This is a genomic window from Sporomusa sp. 246TCP1 (assembly GCF_057319775.1).
In genome coordinates this window covers 1834282-1851278 of sequence record NZ_CM170492.1, presented here as the reverse complement: position 1 = coordinate 1851278, position 16997 = coordinate 1834282, and the positions used below count along the sequence as shown (strand labels likewise).

The following is a 16997-nucleotide window of genomic DNA, read 5'->3' as shown; positions in this document are numbered from 1 at the left end:
TCACTCTATTTCATAGGGTAAATCCATGCTGTTCGAGAAATCCCAGTGTTATCTTTTCCTCTGGTTTCGTATTTTGTTGTAAGCCTAGCAATTTTTCCACATACTTGCCAATAATATCTGTTTCCAGATTAACCGGCTCCCCTGCCGCCTTCAGGCCTACTGTGGTCATAGCAGCCGTATGGGGAATAAGTGACACGGTAAACCAGTCGGCACCAACGTCAATAACCGTAAGACTTGTACCATCAATAGCAATAGAGCCTTTGGAGATAATGTAGCGCATAACTTCAGGACCAGTGCCGATCCGGACAAGTATGGCATTATCATTTTGTTCTTTAATCAAAATAGTTCCTACCCCGTCGATATGACCGCTGACTATGTGTCCACCCAGTCGATCACCTACCCGGAGGGTACGTTCGAGGTTGACAGTATCACCTGTTTTGAGACCGGCCAGCGCTGTACGGTCTACTGTCTCAGGCATAACATCAGCAGTAAACCAATCACGGCTAAAGTCGACTACTGTCAGACAGGTGCCATTTACGGCAATGCTGTCACCCAGTTTGACGTCAGCTAACACTTTACTGCCAAAAACCGAGAGCCGAACTGATTTACTGCCGCGTGCAATTTGCTTAACTTTCCCTAATTCCTCCACAAGTCCGGTAAACATCTCGTCCCTCCCGTCCTGTTATATAACCATTTAGTAAGACATCTGTCCCGATGGTTTGTGTGGCAATATCCTCAAGCAGTATGGCTTGATCTACTGTTTCTACGCCTGTACCGCCAACTGGGCCTGGCGCCGCTTTACCGCCAAGTATTTTAGGTGCTATAAAGCAATACACCTTATCAATCAGATTAGCGGCTAAGAGTGAGGAGTTTATGGCTGCACCGCCTTCAACAAACACGCTGGTAATACGGCGTTCGCCCAAAATCGTAAACAGCTGACGCAAATTAACACCAAGAGGCGATCGCGCAAGCACCAACACCTCTACCCCATGGCTCTGTAGTGCAGCTATTCGTTCTGGCGGTGCTGCCTGGCTTACCGCAATGATGGTTGGCGCCTGCTTGTCTGTTACGACGTTAGCAGTCAGTGGTGTGCGGGCCATGGTGTCAATAACAATTCGTACAGGGTTTTGGCCGCCTGCCGGCAAACGTGTTGTTAGCCTGGGGTTATCTGTCAGTACTGTACCGATACCTACCAGTATGCCATCATATATATCACGCAGTCGATGCACATACTCCCGGGCAGCCGGGCCTGTTATCCACTTAGAATGGCCCGTATAGGCAGCAATTTTTCCATCAAGTGACATCGCTGTTTTAAGAACACCAAATGGCATTTTGGTAGTAATCCACTTAATAAATACTTCATTAAGTTTTGCGGCTTCGGCTGCCAGTATTCCCTCGACCACTTCAATACCAGCTGCTCTGAGCCGGGTTAGGCCCTTGCCGGCGACCTCAGGATTAGGATCAGTCATGGCTGCAACAACTTTTTTTATTCCCGCCGCAATCAGGGCATCAGCACAAGGGCCGGTTCGCCCATAATGAGAACACGGTTCAAGAGTAACATATATGGTTGCTCCTTTTGCTAACTCGCCAGCCTGGGCCAAAGCATGAATTTCCGCATGCGGTGTACCGGCCTGACGATGCCAGCCCTGGCCGACTATGTGTCCATCTTTTACAATAGCGGCACCCACCAGTGGATTGGGGCTGGTACGGCCTGTTGCATACTTCGCAATGGTAAGAGCCTGCTGCATATAATATTTGTCCATAGAAGTCCTCCAATGCAAACTTGAATAAAATAAAAAACTGTTGATTAGCTTTGGGGCTATCAACAGTTTAATAGGCAATGTGGTTGGGAAATGCCAATATGGCAGAACTTACGCCTTTTACCATCCAGACTATACTGTCGGCTCTGGAATTGAACCAGATCAACCGTAAAAACGGCTCGCGGGCTATACCGCCGGTCAGGAATTAAAAGATTTTACTCTTTTTCACCTTGCCCCAAAGGCTTTAGTATGTAATTTTCATCCAGAATGTAACTATCTACTACATATGTTACCACTAAGCAGCAATTTAATCAAGCCCCCGGATGTCTTTAATTGCCTGCGCCATATCTGGCGCTCCATATACTGCTGATCCGGCAACTAATATCGTTGCCCCGGGTCTTTGACACTTACTCATATAATGAAATCTCTGAAAGCCTTGAAAACAGGGCTTTTTTTGTTGGAAAAACGTCAAATCTGCCTTGTTTAATATTGCGTAATATAGCGTAACATGTTATAATATAAGGGATCGGAGGTGTTTTTAAATGAGACTTAGTATTTCTAAATCAAAGAATTCAACTTCGCTTTATGTCATACAATCTGTCTACGAAAACGGTAAGCGTTCCACAAAAGTTGTTGAAAAGTTAGGAACGATTGCTGAATTACAGCATAAGCTAAATGGACAAGACCCTTTTGAATGGGCTAAATCATACATCGAAGAACTTAACAAAAAAGAAAAAACTCAATTACGCGAAGTCACAGTTAAATATTCTCCATCTAAGATTATCTCCAAAGATCAACAACGCTGCTTTAACGGCGGATATCTCTTTCTCCAACAGCTTTATCATGAACTCAATCTGCATAAGCTATGTGCTGAAATTTCAAAGAAGTATAAATTTACTTTCGATCTGGATGCCGTACTATCGCGGCTCCTTTACGGACGAATCCTTTTTCCTTCTTCCAAACTCGCAACTTACCAACATTCCTCAAAATTTATTGAGCAACCCAACTTTGATTTACAGCATGTCTACCGATCTCTTGAGGTCATTTCAAAAGAAATGGATTTTATCCAATCTTCTCTTTACAACAACAGTCTTAAACTCTCAAAGAGAAATACCGGCATTCTCTATTATGACTGCACCAACTACTTTTTTGAAATCGAACAGGAAGATGGCCTTAAACAATATGGCGCTTCTAAAGAACATAGGCCAAATCCCATTATTCAGATGGGATTGTTCATGGATGGCGATGGTATTCCCCTAGCTTTTAACCTCAACAGTGGTAACACCAATGAGCAGATTACCCTTAAACCCTTGGAAGAAAAAATACTGTCTGATTTCAAGCTTTCCAAATTCGTTGTTTGTACTGATGCCGGCCTGGCTTCTGAAAGCAACAGGAAATTCAACGACAAGGGCGAGCGTGCCTTTATTACTACTCAATCTATTAAAAAGCTAAAGAAGCATTTAAAGGAATGGTCGCTTGATTCTGAAGGCTGGCATCTTCCAGGTCATGATAAAACTTATGATATTTCCTCTATTGACGAGAACGCATACAAAGACCACTGCTTCTACAAAGAACGTTGGATTAAAGAAAACGGCCTGGAACAAAAGCTCATTGTCACCTATTCCATCAAATATAGAAACTATCAGCGTAAAATTCGCAATTCACAAATCGAACGTGCTCAAAAAACGATTGATACGAATCCGACTAAAATCTCAAAAAACAATCAGAATGATTATAAACGCTTTATCAAGAAAACCAGTTGCACACCTGATGGTGAAATAGCCGATACTTCTATATATACGCTGGACACAGAGACTATCTCTAACGAAGAAATTTATGACGGCTTCTATGCGGTATGCACGAACCTCGAAGATAGCGCCCAAGACATCATCAAAATCAACCAGCGCCGCTGGGAAATTGAAGAATGTTTTCGGATCATGAAAAGCGAATTTAAAGCAAGACCGGTGTATCTAAGCCGTGAAGATAGAATTAAAGCGCACTTTACTTCCTGCTTTATGTCACTTGTTATTTATCGTTTATTGGAAAAAAACTAGGAAATCGGTTTACGTGTCAAGAAATAATCGACGGCCTGAAAGAAATGAATTTCTATAAGATTCAGGGCGAAGGTTATATCCCAACCTACACAAGAACTGATTTTACAGATGTGTTACATGAAACTTATGGGTTTCGAACAGATTATCAGATCATACCAAAAACACAGATGAAAAAAATTTTAAACATGACAAAAAAACAAAAACATTACTCACTTTTCTAAAAAAGCAAAAAAGCTTGATACCCCTTGCAAATCAGGGATTATCAAGCTTTTTATCGTCTTCAACTGTCAAAGACAGGATGTTACCACTAAGCAGCAATTTAATCAAGCCCCCGGATGTCTTTAATTGCCTGCGCCATATCTGGCGCTCCATATACTGCTGATCCGGCAACTAATATCGTTGCCCCAGCGGCGATTACCTGACGCGCAGTACCGGCATTAATGCCCCCGTCAACTTCAATATCAATGGTGAGTTTGCGTTGCTCAATTTTTGATCGCAACCGTGCAATTTTGTCAATTGCTCCCGGGATAAACTTTTGACCGCCATAGCCAGGATTAACACTCATAATAAGAATCATATCCAGGTCATCAAGTACTTCTTTAACTACAGCAAGTGGCGTTGACGGGTTTAATGATACCCCGGCCTTTTTGCCATGCTCTTTGATGGTTTGCAGCAAGCGGTGCAGATGGGGGGCGGTTTCGGCATGAACAGTAATAATATCGGCACCCGCCCTGATGAAGGGTTCAATTAAATCTTGCGGATTAGTAACCATTAAGTGAACATCAAAAGGCAATTTGGTTACTTTGCGAATAGCAGCAACAACCGGTGGGCCAAAGGTCAGATTAGGGACAAAATGACCATCCATAACATCAATATGAACCCAATCAGCGCCTGCTTTTTCTATCTTGATTATTTCATTAGCTAGCTGGGAAAAGTCGGCGGATAAGATAGAGGGAGCAATTTTAATCATCGTATTCATCTAGTATCCCTTCTTGTTTTCTCTGATTTCGTTCAATATTTCAAGATAAGACTGATATCTGTCAGCATGAATAAACCCTTCAGCTACCGCCTGTTTAACAGCACACTGTGGCTCCTTATAATGAATACAAGTGTTAAATTTGCATTTAGGAGCTATTGGGGAAATCTCGGGAAAATAGTCCATTAAATGCGTTTCTTCCATATCCTTAAATTCGGTAAAGCTGAACCCGGGGGTATCTACTACAAAGCCGCCACCTTCAAATGGTAAAAGTTCGGCAAACCGGGTGGTATGTTTACCACGACCAATTTTTTGGCTGACTTCACCAGTTGTAAGGCCAAGTCCGGGTTGGATAGCATTAAGTATGGTGGATTTTCCCGCGCCTGACGGACCGGCAAAAACTGATATTTTATTATGCAGCTGTGCGTACAATTGCTCTATACCTGTACCTAATTTAGCAGCTATAGAGAGCACCTTGTAACCAATTTGCTGATAACGCTCAACTAATTCAGCCAGAACCTCGGTATCTGCTAAATCAATTTTGTTAATGCATAGAATGATCTCAAGTTCTGAGAATTCGGCAATTACCAGGAACCGGTCAACTAAGGATGAACTAATATCAGGATTAACAGCGGCAAAAGTTAACACAACCTGATCTACATTGGCGACCATTGGACGTTTTAGCAGACTGCGTCTAGGCAGTATTTCTTCAATAATGCCTTTTTCCGGGCCGGTTAGAGTATAGGCCACTTCATCGCCTACAATTAGGGAAAAACGCCCTTTCTTAAACCGGCCGCGCAAATGGCAAGTGACAATTTTGCTGCCTGACTGGATATAGTAGTAACTATTATAGGCTTTTACTACGATGCCATTCAGCACATATGACCTCCTACGATAAAAATGTCTAAATTGTTTGTTCTTGAAGCAACTTTTCGTTGATATAAACTTGAACGCGTACCTGGCCGGTGCCCTCTACTGTTTTTTCAATCCGTTCACCCGGTTTGTGTGTGCCCTCATAAGCAACCCGGCGACCATTGGTATCGGTAACTACTATTTGCAGTGCCTGGCGGCCTGATCCGTCGGGAACAGTTACTTGAACAATTGCCCGCTTGACAGCTCCAGGCACACCTTTAGCAACAGAGAAATCAATAGTTGTTCCTTCCGTAACTTCAGTAGCTGGCGGCGGATTTTGACTAATTATTGTTCCTGGTGGATATTTGTCATTAGGAGTTTCTGTTATTTTTCCTTGCTTAAGCCTCAAGCTTTCGAGTTGAGTTGCCACTGTAGTTAAGAGTGAACCCTGGAAATCCGGCAGGGCAACTTTTTTCGGACTACTCCCTTTACTTATGACAATATCAATCATTGTGCCTTTGGTTACTTGTGCCGGCGGACGGGGATTTTGGCTAATGACCGTATCAGCCGGCGCAGCATCAGCAAATTGTTCGTCAACGCGCCCCAGTTTCAGACCGGAGTTTTTAATCTGCAGCTCGGCATCCCGGCGGCTAAGACCGCGTAAATCCGGAACAACCGTAACTTCACCGCCTTTGCTAACAATGATAGTTATTGTCCGTTGTTCTTTGACTGTGGTTCCGGCTTCTGGCTGCTGGGAAATGACCTGGCCTGCCGGAACTTTGTCATTAAAGGCCTCTGAGACAGAAACTCTGAGATTATTACTGGTAATAATATTACGGGCAGTATCTACCTGCTTGCCCACAACGTCCGGCACGGTAACTTCATTTAGACTCCAAAACTTACCAAATCCCAGAAAAGCAACCACTGCTGAGACCAGCAACAACAGTGCTATTCCCAAAAGCCAGGCTTTAGAAAGCCTGGCTTCCCTTAACAAAGAGGCAGGCGTATTGGATGGTACTATATGCTTTGAATCATCCTGCTGCGATGGTGCAGTAACTGTCGGTAATATTTGTGTAGGAAAATCAGTAGGAGATAATCGCCGGGTATGATCATCTCTTAAATAATTTTGGGCTAATTTAAAATCAGCAATCATTTCACCAATATCATCAAATCTGGCAACTGGATCTTTATGCATCGCCTTTACGACAATGGCCTCAATCAATGGCGGTATAGAAGCGTTTAGTTCCCGCGGTGACTTTGGTTCTTCCTGAATGTGCTTAAGGGCAATACTGATTGGTGATTCACCAATAAATGGCACCTGACCTGTAAGCATCTCATAGAGTACCACACCAAGAGAATAGATGTCGGATTTAGCGCCGACAGACGTACCTTTGGCCTGTTCGGGTGAAAAGTAATGTACGGAACCAATAATTGTACCTGAATTAGTCATTGTTGACGACGTAACTGCTCTGGCAATACCAAAATCAGTTACCTTAACTCGCCCTGAACGGGTAATAAGAATATTATGTGGCTTAATATCACAATGTACTAAATTATTTTGGTGAGCATGTTCCAGTGCCTCTGCTATTTCCATCGCAATAAGTACCGCAGTTTCTACAGGCAGCGGAGCTTCTCTGTCAATTTTATCTTTAAGCGTTTCGCCGGAAATATATTCCATAATTATATAGTACGCTTGTTCATCAAAGCCAACATCATAAATGTTAACTATATTAGGGTGAGAAAGCTTAGCTGCTGCCTGGGCTTCCCGACGGAAGCGACTAATAAACTCTTCATCATCAGTAAACTGAGAACGCAATACCTTGACAGCTACTGAACGGTCTAACAGTTTGTCATGCGCGCGGTATACATCAGCCATCCCGCCGCCGCCAATTCGTTCTAATATTGTATAACGATCATCAAGTGTGCGATTAAGCATTAATTCACCCCCCTTAACGTAATACTTGTAACAAAATTTGCCTGGCAAGTGGTGCTGCTACCTTACCACCAGAACCTGCATTCTCAACAATTACCGCTACTGCAACTTGTGGATTGTCTGCTGGTGCAAAGCCGATAAACCAAGAATGCGAAGCACCATGCGGATTTTCTGCAGTACCTGTTTTGCCGGCAACCTGTATGCCGCGAATTGCTGCCGCAGTGCCGGTACCTTCATCTACCACACTTACCATCATAGCAGCTATCTGACCGGCCAGCTGGCTATTTGTGGGTGACAGCCAGGCAGTTGGTATCGTTTGCTTTACAATAGTGCCGTCAGGTGCCATAATTTTTTGTACTAAATAGGGTTTCATCATAGTTCCCTTGTTCGCAAAAGTTGATGCCAGCATGGCCATGCGAAGTGGTGTAACTAAGAGACTACCCTGTCCAATGCCAATTTGCGCCAAATCACCATCATTTAACCGGGCAAAGTCTGGCATCCGGTTAGCAGATTCTTGAATATCACCGTTCACCAGTTGAGTAAAACCATAGCGTTCAAAGTTCTTGGCCATTTTTGTGCGGCCAAGCTCAAGTGCTAACTGACCAAAAGTGACATTACAGGACACAGCCAGCGCTTCGCGCAAATTTACTTTGCCATGAGCTATATTATTAGATTCTGTCAATGTATAATCAGAACCGATTTTGAGAGATCCATTACAGGTAAATTGGTGGTTGCCAGCAACTACTTGTTCGGCTAACGCGGCTTCAGCCACCATGACTTTGATAATGGAACCTGGGGGATATAATCCCTGCGCAGCCCGGTTAAGAAGCGGACTATTTGCAGCTTGTGAAATACTTTCCCACGTAGTGTCAAGAGTGTTTGGATCAAAACTTGGGCGACTAACCATCGCCAATATTGCACCCGTTTTAGGTGACATGACAACAATTGCACCACGCTGATTGCCCAGGGCCTTATAAGCTGCTTGTTGCAGCTCAGTATCAACCGTAAGTACGACCGTATTACCGGCAGTATTTGCAAACAATTGACTGATTGCACCTAAGCGTTTTTCAGGATTAATTTGTCCTGATAAATAGCCGTCATAGCTGCCTTCGATGCCTGTTTTGCCATAGGTAGAATTAGCATAACCCACAACATGGGCAAATACTGCATCATAGGGATATTCCCGCAGGTATACTTTTTGTGCTGTGAGTTTGCTTACAGCCAGAACTTTTCCATGAATGTCAGTAATTTGACCTCGTTCTACCTTGCGGGACGCCTCAGCTGTCCGGCGATTAAGTGGATGAAAAGCAAGTGTATTACTTTCGATAACCTGAATATATACTACATAACTGAGCAGTAACACCAACAAGCCGATAGAAAATAGTGCTGCTTTATGGATACTCCTGCGGATTGCCTTATGGGGAATGTCGTATTTATTCATAGGTGGCTGTCGCCTCCGATATGGCAAATAACATACCCAGCAGGATAAAGCTTGCGACCATAGAGCTGCCGCCATAACTAATAAGTGGCAGTGTTATGCCTGTCAGTGGCAAAAACTTAGTGACCCCGCCGATAATAATAAAAACCTGCAATGCGGTAAGCACACCTAAGCCTGCAGCCAGCAGCATAGTAAACGGTAGTTGCGAGGCAAGTGCAGTGCGAAACGCACGGTAAACAATAAGAATATAGGCAATGATTACCCCGGCAGTACCAGCAAGACCCAGTTCTTCACCAATAGCAGCAAAAATAAAGTCAGTATGTACTTCAGGAATAATGCCGGGATAGCCGAAAGTTAAACCGCTGCCCAGTACTCCGCCTGAGCCTAACGCAAATAGTGACTGGACTATCTGGTACGAACGTCCAGTCGGATCAGACCACGGATTTAACCAGATATCAATTCTAACTTGCACGTGAGGAAATAAAAGATAACATACAGCAGAGCCGGAAAAAAACAGACAAAGTGCTAACGCTACATAGCTCCATCTACCACTTGCCATATAAGCCATCGTTACCGTTGTGCCAAAATATAGTAAAGCTGAACCTAAATCCCGCTGGACGATCAGCATCGCCATAGTTAACGCCCACAGCACCATAAGCGGTGCAATAAAGCGTGGATGCGGCAGAGTTAACGGACCGTAATGGCGGGTAGCATAAGTTAGCAACTGACGCCGCTCGCTCAAGTACGCTGCTAAAAATATAATAATCAATAATTTGGCAAACTCGGCAGGTTGAAATCGCACCGGACCTAGAATAATCCAGTTTTTGTTACCGCCGATGTCGACACCAAACGCAATTGTACTTACCAACAAAACAAGGCCGGTTATGCCGCAAAGATATTTGTATTTAGAAATATCTTCCGGCTGGCGAAAAATAACCACTGTAATAATAAAAGCGATTAATCCTGCAGCTAACCACATAGCCTGCGGAAAAAATAAATCAGGACGCAGCCTTAGAATAAGTGTTAACCCAATAGAAGCTAAAAATACAGCTAAAGGCAACAGCACCGGATCTGCCCTGAAAAAATAACGGCGAAGCGCTAGTGCAGTAATCGTCCAAAGAACAAGTAAACCGACAATGATGCCAAGACCCTGAGAGGAAAATCGATGATTTGCCAGTGTTACGACAAGGTAACCATTTATCAAAATGAGACCAGCCAGGAGTAAGAGTCCAAACTCGGTTAATTTTGTGCGTCTCATGGTCAATCCCTGTATTGCAGTAAAATAGCAGTAATATTGTCATAGCCGCCTGCCTGTCTGGCTTGGTCCACAAGGCTATTAATAATTGTTTGTGGACTGCTGGGTTGCAGGCAGATACTGAGAATGGTTTCTTCACTAAGCATGTTGGTTAACCCATCTGTGCATAATAACAAATTATCGCCTGGTTGCCACAAGAACTTACCTGAATCTACAGCAAGTGTATCACTGGTACCGACAGCTCTTGTTAATATATTGCGATGAGGATGGGCTTGTGCTTCTTCGCTGGTAATACTGCCGTTTTGCATCAGTTCCCAAACCAGCGAATGGTCGTTGGTTATCTGGTGCAGCTTGTTTTCTCTGATTAGATATAGTCTGCTGTCACCTACGTGGCCCCAATAGATTTCCTCATTATCAAGATATACAGCAGTAACTGTAGTACCCATACCCTGGCACTCACTTTTAGCTTGAGACATTTGATAAATTCTAGTGTTCGCCTGGACAATTGCTGCTTGTAAAGACTGCTGCCACTCTACTGGTGGTGAATTTCTTTCTATGTATTCCTGAATAGTATTGGCACCAATGTTGCTGGCAATTTCTCCGGCAACATGTCCCCCCATGCCATCAGCAACTACAAATAAGTGCGGTGGCAAAAAAACATAACTATCTTCATTGGTTTTACGTACCATACCAATGTCTGACTGTGCAAATGCCAGCATGGAATCACCTCTCAAACTTAAGCGTAACTGCCCCAATTTGTATTATATCACCATCTACCAGGGCAATTTCTTCTTCTACCTTTTGACCATTAACAAATGTCCCGTTTGTACTGTTTAAATCAGCCAGCAGATAGTTGTGTTTCACTCTGGATATACAGGCATGTTCATGTGAAACAAAACTACTGTCAATAACTACATTATTATGCTGACTGCGACCAATGGTTAAGCTGTCGACTATTGTAAAAAACGTCTGTGATAGCAGTTCCTGGCGATCATCAATTACTATTAATCTGGGATGGGAAGAAAAATCAGCATCGCTTACCCCGGTGTCGTGAACAACCGAATCATCTGAATCATCAAAGGCCAATTGATTCAAATCTCGGGCTGCCAGTTTTACTACCCGGTACAAAAAGAAATAGAGCAGCACTACCAGGCTATACTGCAAAGCGATTACAACCATATTTAAAACTTGCAATTTACCAGGCAATCTACTTCACCTCATATAAAATAACGGTGTTACCTACTTTTATTCTATCACCGTTTTTTAGATGCTTATGAGTAATACGAATTCCTCCGACATACGTCCCGTTAAGGCTTTTTGCATCATGGATGACATGGCTGTTGTCTTCGTAAACAATGTAAGCATGTAAACGTGAAGTATTCATATCTGTAAGCGGCAATTCGTTGGTGTTGCGACGGCCAATGTTTATTCTGCTTGTTGTGCAGTCCACTTTTAAACCAGCATCTAAGCCATCAATCACTGTTAAGAAACTATGCAAATGTTGCTGCACAGATGGGATTAAGACCGTGGGTTCTAGTTTATCAAATACTTTGGTTTCACTGTCTGTTGACATGTTTTCAGGTTTTTTCACACTTTCATCGTAAGAAGTTTCCGTAAAACCTGATGTAATACGAAACACCTGTCTGCCTAACTTTTCATCCACAAAGAATTCAATTTGCGGTCCGCCAGCCATAGTATAACCTTTGCGGCGGCTCTCATCAATCAAGTAGGACGCCAATTCGCTGCACACGGATTCAGCATATGGTTCCAGTCGCCCATAGTCTTCATGATTTATATAGATGGCATAGTGATTTGGCACATAGACATGGGAAACACCAACTGTACGCTCGTCTTCCATCTCTCTGGCTAATTGTTTGGCAATTTCAATCGGCTGCAAGCTGCTGGAAAATTGTTTGTTAAAGAAACCTTCAATATATTTCTCAAAAAAACTCTCAATATTGCGGACAAACTTCACTTAAAACACTCCCGCTAAACTGCATAAAATAGGATCTTTTTTATTATACGCGATATTAGCAGTCTAGTCAAAAGTAACCATTCTAACAAATTTGTGTCGCAGTTGTCCGCAGGCAGCAGCAATATCGGTGCCCATCTCTCGCCTGACAGTTACATTGATGTGTTCGTTTTGCAAGAGTTTCTCGAATTTAATAATATCGCCGGCTGCAGGACGAAGCAAACCACGTTCGGGTACCGCATTAATGGGAATTAGATTGATGTTTGCCAATCGTCCTTTAAGAAGTGTTATCAGTTCTCTTGCTTGTGCGGGCCCGTCATTAACACCGGCAATTAAGATATATTCATAGGTGACGCGTCTACCTGTTGCGGCGGCGTAACGATCACCGGCGGCCATGACCTGTTCGAGGGGATAACGGGCATTAATAGGCATAAGCCTGGTTCTAAGGGGATTATTAGGTGCATGTAAAGAAATTGACAGGGTAACCGGTAATCCCTCACCTGCAAGTTTATCAATTTGAGCAACAAGTCCTGAAGTTGATAGCGTGATATTACGGTAACTCATGTGGAGACAGTAATCTTCATGGACAAGCCGGATAAAGCGCAAAACATTGTCATAGTTCGCTAACGGTTCACCTGAACCCATAATAACAATGGAGTCAATTTTTTGTTCTTCCTGTTTTAATAACTCAGTAATATACAGTACTTGGGCCAAAATTTCACCGCCGGTGAGATTCCGCACCAGCCCACTCAGCGTTGAAGCACAAAAAGAGCACCCCATAGCGCAGCCTACCTGGGTAGATACACAAACACTGTTACCATAGGAGTGGCGCATGAGAACAGTCTCTACAGCCATATCATCAGGAAAGGCCAGTAAAAATTTGCTCGTCCGGCCATCGGCCGAGTGTTGCGTTGCCTTACGATTAACTTGGGTAATTGTAAAACTATTATCCAGGCTAGTACGCCATTCTTTTGCGATGTTGGTCATCGCTTCAAACTGGCGTACATTATGCTTATACAACCATTCAGCAATTTGCTTGCCACGGTATGCCTGTAAACCCAGCGGTTTTATTTGCTTGGCAATCTCGTGGGCAAACAAGCCGAATAAGTCTGTTTTTACGTTGGTTGTCATAGTTGTTACCGCCTTATTTTTGCCTTATCATACGAGCAATGAAGAATCCGTCTACCCCGTCAGTGTGCGGCCACAGTTGAATCATAGGTTCAGACCTTTTAACTACAGGCAGATATTGACCGGTAGTTTCCAGTATAAATGCAGGATTGGCCAGCAAAAAGGCATTAACAATATCCTGGTTTTCTGCAGGTTCAGTTGTGCAGGTGCTATAAACTAATACCCCACCAGGTTTTACACACTGAGCAGCACTTGCTAAGATAGCGGCCTGTAAGGCAGGCAGATCCCGCAAAATGTCCTCAGATTTACGCCAGCGGGCATCTGGTTTGCGCCGTAGTACTCCAAGACCTGAACACGGGGCATCTACAAGTACTCTGTCAGCCTCAAATGGATACATAGTACCTAAATTAACGGCATCCAAGGCCTTAGTCTCAATATTTGTTAATGCCAATCGCTCAGCATTTTCACGGGTAAGTGCTAATTTGTGCTCATAAATATCGGTAGATAAAACCTGACCGGTATTATTCATCAAAGCAGCAATATGGGTAGTCTTTCCACCTGGAGCACCGCAGGCATCAATAATAAATTCGCCTGGTTGAGGATCAAGAATATGTGCTACCAACATCGAGCTTTCATCCTGTACCTGAAATAGTCCCTCCTGCAGGGACGTAAGAGTGGCAAAACCTGGATGTTCATAACAGACAATGCCTTCCGGCGTCCAGTTTGACGCCCGGCATACTACTCCTTCTCCTGCCAAACGCCGCAAAAGTGAATCACGATCTATTTTGATGGTATTCGTGCGAACCGAAAGCGGCGGTACTGTATTATTGATTTGACACAATTCTTCACAGGCCGCTGCTCCTAAGCGTTTAACCCAGCGTTCGATAAGCCACTCGGGATGAAAGTATCTAAGGGCAAGATATTTCACAGGTTGTTTATCTCTATTTGGATAAACAATTTTTTCCGGACTGCGGGCGGCATTTCGCAAAACGCCGTTAACGAATTTGACTGTACCGGCATGGCCATATTTTTTTGTCAATTCAACAGCCTGATTGCAGGCTGCCGATGCAGGTACTTTTTCAAGATAAAATAACTGGTACATACCTAGCCGCAAAATATTTCTAATAATAGGAGCTACTTTGGCAAGCGGACGGCTCAAATAGCAACTGAGCATCCAATCCAAAGTAGCGCCGGTTTTAACAGTTCCATATATTAGCTCTGTAATAAACCGCCGGTCCTGATCAGAAAGCTGTCCCTGAAGTGTTTGACGGTTTATTTCTTTTGCGAGTGCAATATTAGCATAAGCACCATTATTTTCAACTTCATTAAGTATTTTTAACGCAATTTCCCGGGCGTCCACTATTTTATTAGTCATGTCAATGCACCTCTTTGGGTAAAAAGCTTTGGATAGCTGCTTCCACCTTAGCAAGATCAACGCGTGTATTACAGCAAGGCCCAAATGGTCGTTCATTGAGCACGCCAATTACCGGTAATGGAAAAACATCCTGAATACCACTCGTAAGATCGCGCTCACAGGCAATAGCCAGTACGGCTTGGGGACGGATAGTCTTTATTACCTTGCGGGCTAACGTACCACCGGTTACTACTGCCAAATGAACACCGTAGGTTTCAGCAAGTGTCACTAAGTCGCCGATCTGGCACTGCCCACAGTGATGGCAATTTGATACATCGCGCGTAATTTTATAAGGACAGGACTCATGTTGTAAGCAGTGTGGTGTCATAATCAGCAACTTAGACGGTTGCACCATTACTTTTTTTTGTTTGATTAAATGATTGCTTACTTCAATAAAAGAACGTTCAACCCGTTCCTTATCCACATCAAACAGCTTACCAATGGAAATTGCCACTGGGAATAGCAGGTTAATCGCTGACCATGCCAGACCCTGAAAAATACCCAGTGTCCTAAATCCTAAAATAGCCAAAATAATACCGCCAACACCACAGGCAATCGCTAAAATAGCAGCTGCTAAAACAATGCCCAGCATCATCGGTAAGTAGGCACTGATATTTGCTAACCCTGGCAGACTGACGACCCATATACCGTAACTTGATACAGTTGCCAGGAATAAACTAACAAGAATTAGCGTTAGAAACAAACGTTTACGAGGTCTGTGCATTATTTCAATCATCCCTGACACCTTCTTATTCAAACATATTGCCTATTGTAAGGGAGTAGCCACAAACAAAGTCACAGGCCTTCATTCGCCGTTTAGATTCAGGCTGCACTTCCAGCAACTCAATAGTCCCTTTACCAGTTTCAACAACCAGCCCTTCTTTGGTGATCCCGACAACTTGTCCCGACTGAGAGCAGGGTGATGATTCGTTAACTATTCTAGTCTGCCATATTTTCAACAATTTATTTTGGTGTTTGCAGTACGCTCCCGGCCAGGGATTCAGGCCGCGTACTAAGTTATGGATAGCTACTGCAGGTTGGTGCCAGTCGATGCGTTCCGTGTTGCGGCAAAGCAGCGGGGCATAAGTTGCCGCAGCATCGTTTTGCGATACGCGTGGTGCATTGCCGGCTGCGATTTGCTGCAAGGTATCTGATAGTACGGTTGCGCCTAAGTCTTTTAATTTGTCGTGAAGACTGCCGGTAGTATCAACTGGTAAAATTGGTGTTGCGGCTTTAATAATCATATCACCGGTATCCATGCCGGCATCCATATACATAGTAGTAATACCGCTCATTGATTCGCCGTTGATTATCGCCCAGTGGATGGGTGCTGATCCCCGATAGTTAGGTAAAAGCGAGGCATGCACGTTAATACAGCCCTGAAGCGGTAAGTCTAAGATTCTTTGGGGCAGAAACTGTCCAAAAGCGATAACAATAATAACATCAGGTTGAATAGCGGCAATCTGGTTATAGAAATCATCGTTTTTAATGTTGTCAGGCTGTAAGATGGCAAGATTATAGTGTAAAGCCGCTTCTTTAACCGGCGAATAGGCAAGTTTTTGACCACGTCCCTTGGGACGATCAGGCTGGGTGACAACTGCGGCTATCGAGTAGCCCTCCCTAACCAGCATATCTAAACAAGGTACCGCAAAATCTGGTGTTCCCATAAATACTGTCCGTAATTTTTTCATCTAATTACCCCTTGTGTATGGTTTTAGCCAATTCAATAAACAAAATACCTTTAAGATGATCTGTTTCATGCTGCAACGCCCGCGCCAACAGACCTGAACCGCTAATCCGAAACATTTTACCAGCTCTATTTTGCGCTTCCACTGTTACGGTAGCGTATCTTTCAACTTCACCAAACATACCGGGCACACTTAAACAGCCTTCAGTAGCAATTTCACAGCCTTCGCAGGCAACAATTTTAGGATTAATAAGCTCGATGATACCCTCGCCAACATCAATGACAACTAGCTGTAGAGAAGCACCAACCTGCGGTGCGGCTAGCCCTACCCCATCGGCAGCGTACATGGTTTCAGCCATCTCATCAAGTAATTGTTTGATTTTGCGATCAATCTTTTCAACAGGGGCAGCAATTTTTTTTAAAACCGGGTCACCTGCTTTTCTAATTTCCATTACTGACATTCTGTGTTCCTCCTTACCTATCAGAGTGTGTTTCAAAAAACACACTTTCCTTACTATTCTTTTAACT

The 16997-nt window shown here is 43.6% G+C and carries 15 protein-coding genes, 1 pseudogene and 1 riboswitch; of the genes and pseudogenes, 1 reads left to right on the top strand and 15 read right to left on the bottom strand.

Annotated features, from left to right (window positions below; translation table 11 throughout):
- Positions 1-10: 10 nt before the first annotated feature.
- Together AC1ECB_RS09205 and ribD are read right to left on the bottom strand one after the other, a co-directional pair.
- Entirely contained in the window at positions 11-664 is a 654-nt protein-coding gene (locus AC1ECB_RS09205) for a riboflavin synthase (RefSeq protein WP_485668419.1), read from the bottom strand.
- Positions 627-1763: a bifunctional diaminohydroxyphosphoribosylaminopyrimidine deaminase/5-amino-6-(5-phosphoribosylamino)uracil reductase RibD gene (ribD, locus tag AC1ECB_RS09200; RefSeq protein WP_485668418.1), complete on the bottom strand. Its 1137-nt coding sequence runs from the start codon at positions 1761-1763 to the stop codon at positions 627-629. The genes AC1ECB_RS09205 and ribD overlap by 38 nt, the downstream gene beginning before the upstream one ends.
- Positions 1764-1871: 108 nt before the next feature.
- Positions 1872-2007: riboswitch (FMN riboswitch) on the bottom strand.
- A gap of 295 nt (positions 2008-2302) precedes the next feature.
- Between ribD and AC1ECB_RS09195 the strand changes: the two are divergent.
- Positions 2303-4035 (top strand): annotated as a pseudogene (locus tag AC1ECB_RS09195) (IS1634 family transposase).
- 98 nt (positions 4036-4133) lie between these two features.
- On the opposite strand, the gene rpe reads toward AC1ECB_RS09195, so the two are convergent.
- From rpe to def, 13 genes are all read right to left on the bottom strand, one after another.
- A complete protein-coding gene (rpe, locus tag AC1ECB_RS09190; RefSeq protein ID WP_485669305.1) occupies positions 4134-4784 on the bottom strand; it encodes a ribulose-phosphate 3-epimerase in 651 nt (216 codons plus the stop codon).
- 9 nt (positions 4785-4793) lie between these two features.
- Complete coding sequence (gene rsgA / locus AC1ECB_RS09185; RefSeq protein ID WP_485668417.1) at positions 4794-5669, bottom strand: ribosome small subunit-dependent GTPase A; 876 nt, start codon at positions 5667-5669, stop codon at positions 4794-4796.
- A 25-nt stretch (positions 5670-5694) separates the two neighbouring features.
- Entirely contained in the window at positions 5695-7578 is a 1884-nt protein-coding gene (pknB, locus tag AC1ECB_RS09180) for a Stk1 family PASTA domain-containing Ser/Thr kinase (protein WP_021170556.1), read from the bottom strand.
- A gap of 13 nt (positions 7579-7591) precedes the next feature.
- Positions 7592-9016 (bottom strand): peptidoglycan D,D-transpeptidase FtsI family protein, encoded by a 1425-nt coding sequence (locus tag AC1ECB_RS09175; RefSeq protein WP_485668416.1) that lies wholly within the window; start codon positions 9014-9016, stop codon positions 7592-7594.
- Positions 9009-10271 carry an FtsW/RodA/SpoVE family cell cycle protein gene (locus AC1ECB_RS09170; RefSeq protein ID WP_485668415.1) on the bottom strand — a complete coding sequence of 421 codons (1263 nt, stop codon included), beginning with the start codon at positions 10269-10271 and terminating at the stop codon, positions 9009-9011. Before AC1ECB_RS09170 ends, AC1ECB_RS09175 begins: the two co-directional genes overlap by 8 nt.
- Before the next feature lie 2 nt (positions 10272-10273).
- Complete coding sequence (locus tag AC1ECB_RS09165) at positions 10274-10987, bottom strand: Stp1/IreP family PP2C-type Ser/Thr phosphatase (protein ID WP_485668414.1); 714 nt, start codon at positions 10985-10987, stop codon at positions 10274-10276.
- Positions 10988-10991: 4 nt separating this feature from the next.
- Positions 10992-11474 carry an FHA domain-containing protein gene (locus AC1ECB_RS09160; RefSeq protein ID WP_485668413.1) on the bottom strand — a complete coding sequence of 161 codons (483 nt, stop codon included), beginning with the start codon at positions 11472-11474 and terminating at the stop codon, positions 10992-10994.
- 1 nt (position 11475) lies between these two features.
- Positions 11476-12243 (bottom strand): FHA domain-containing protein, encoded by a 768-nt coding sequence (locus AC1ECB_RS09155; protein WP_485668412.1) that lies wholly within the window; start codon positions 12241-12243, stop codon positions 11476-11478.
- Positions 12244-12306: 63 nt separating this feature from the next.
- Complete coding sequence (gene rlmN / locus AC1ECB_RS09150; RefSeq protein ID WP_485668411.1) at positions 12307-13371, bottom strand: dual-specificity RNA methyltransferase RlmN; 1065 nt, start codon at positions 13369-13371, stop codon at positions 12307-12309.
- Positions 13372-13384: 13 nt separating this feature from the next.
- Positions 13385-14728, bottom strand: a complete 1344-nt coding sequence (gene rsmB, locus AC1ECB_RS09145; protein ID WP_485669304.1) for a 16S rRNA (cytosine(967)-C(5))-methyltransferase RsmB — start codon at positions 14726-14728, stop codon at positions 13385-13387.
- Positions 14729-14744: 16 nt separating this feature from the next.
- A complete protein-coding gene (locus tag AC1ECB_RS09140; RefSeq protein WP_485668410.1) occupies positions 14745-15518 on the bottom strand; it encodes a DUF116 domain-containing protein in 774 nt (257 codons plus the stop codon).
- 13 nt (positions 15519-15531) lie between these two features.
- On the bottom strand, positions 15532-16473 hold the full coding sequence (gene fmt, locus AC1ECB_RS09135; protein ID WP_485668409.1) for a methionyl-tRNA formyltransferase: 942 nt from the start codon (positions 16471-16473) through the stop codon (positions 15532-15534).
- Positions 16474-16477: 4 nt separating this feature from the next.
- The gene (def, locus tag AC1ECB_RS09130; protein ID WP_485668408.1) at positions 16478-16930 is read right to left on the bottom strand and encodes a peptide deformylase; all 453 of its coding nucleotides are present in this window, start codon (positions 16928-16930) and stop codon (positions 16478-16480) included.
- Between the last annotated feature and the right edge of the window lie 67 nt (positions 16931-16997).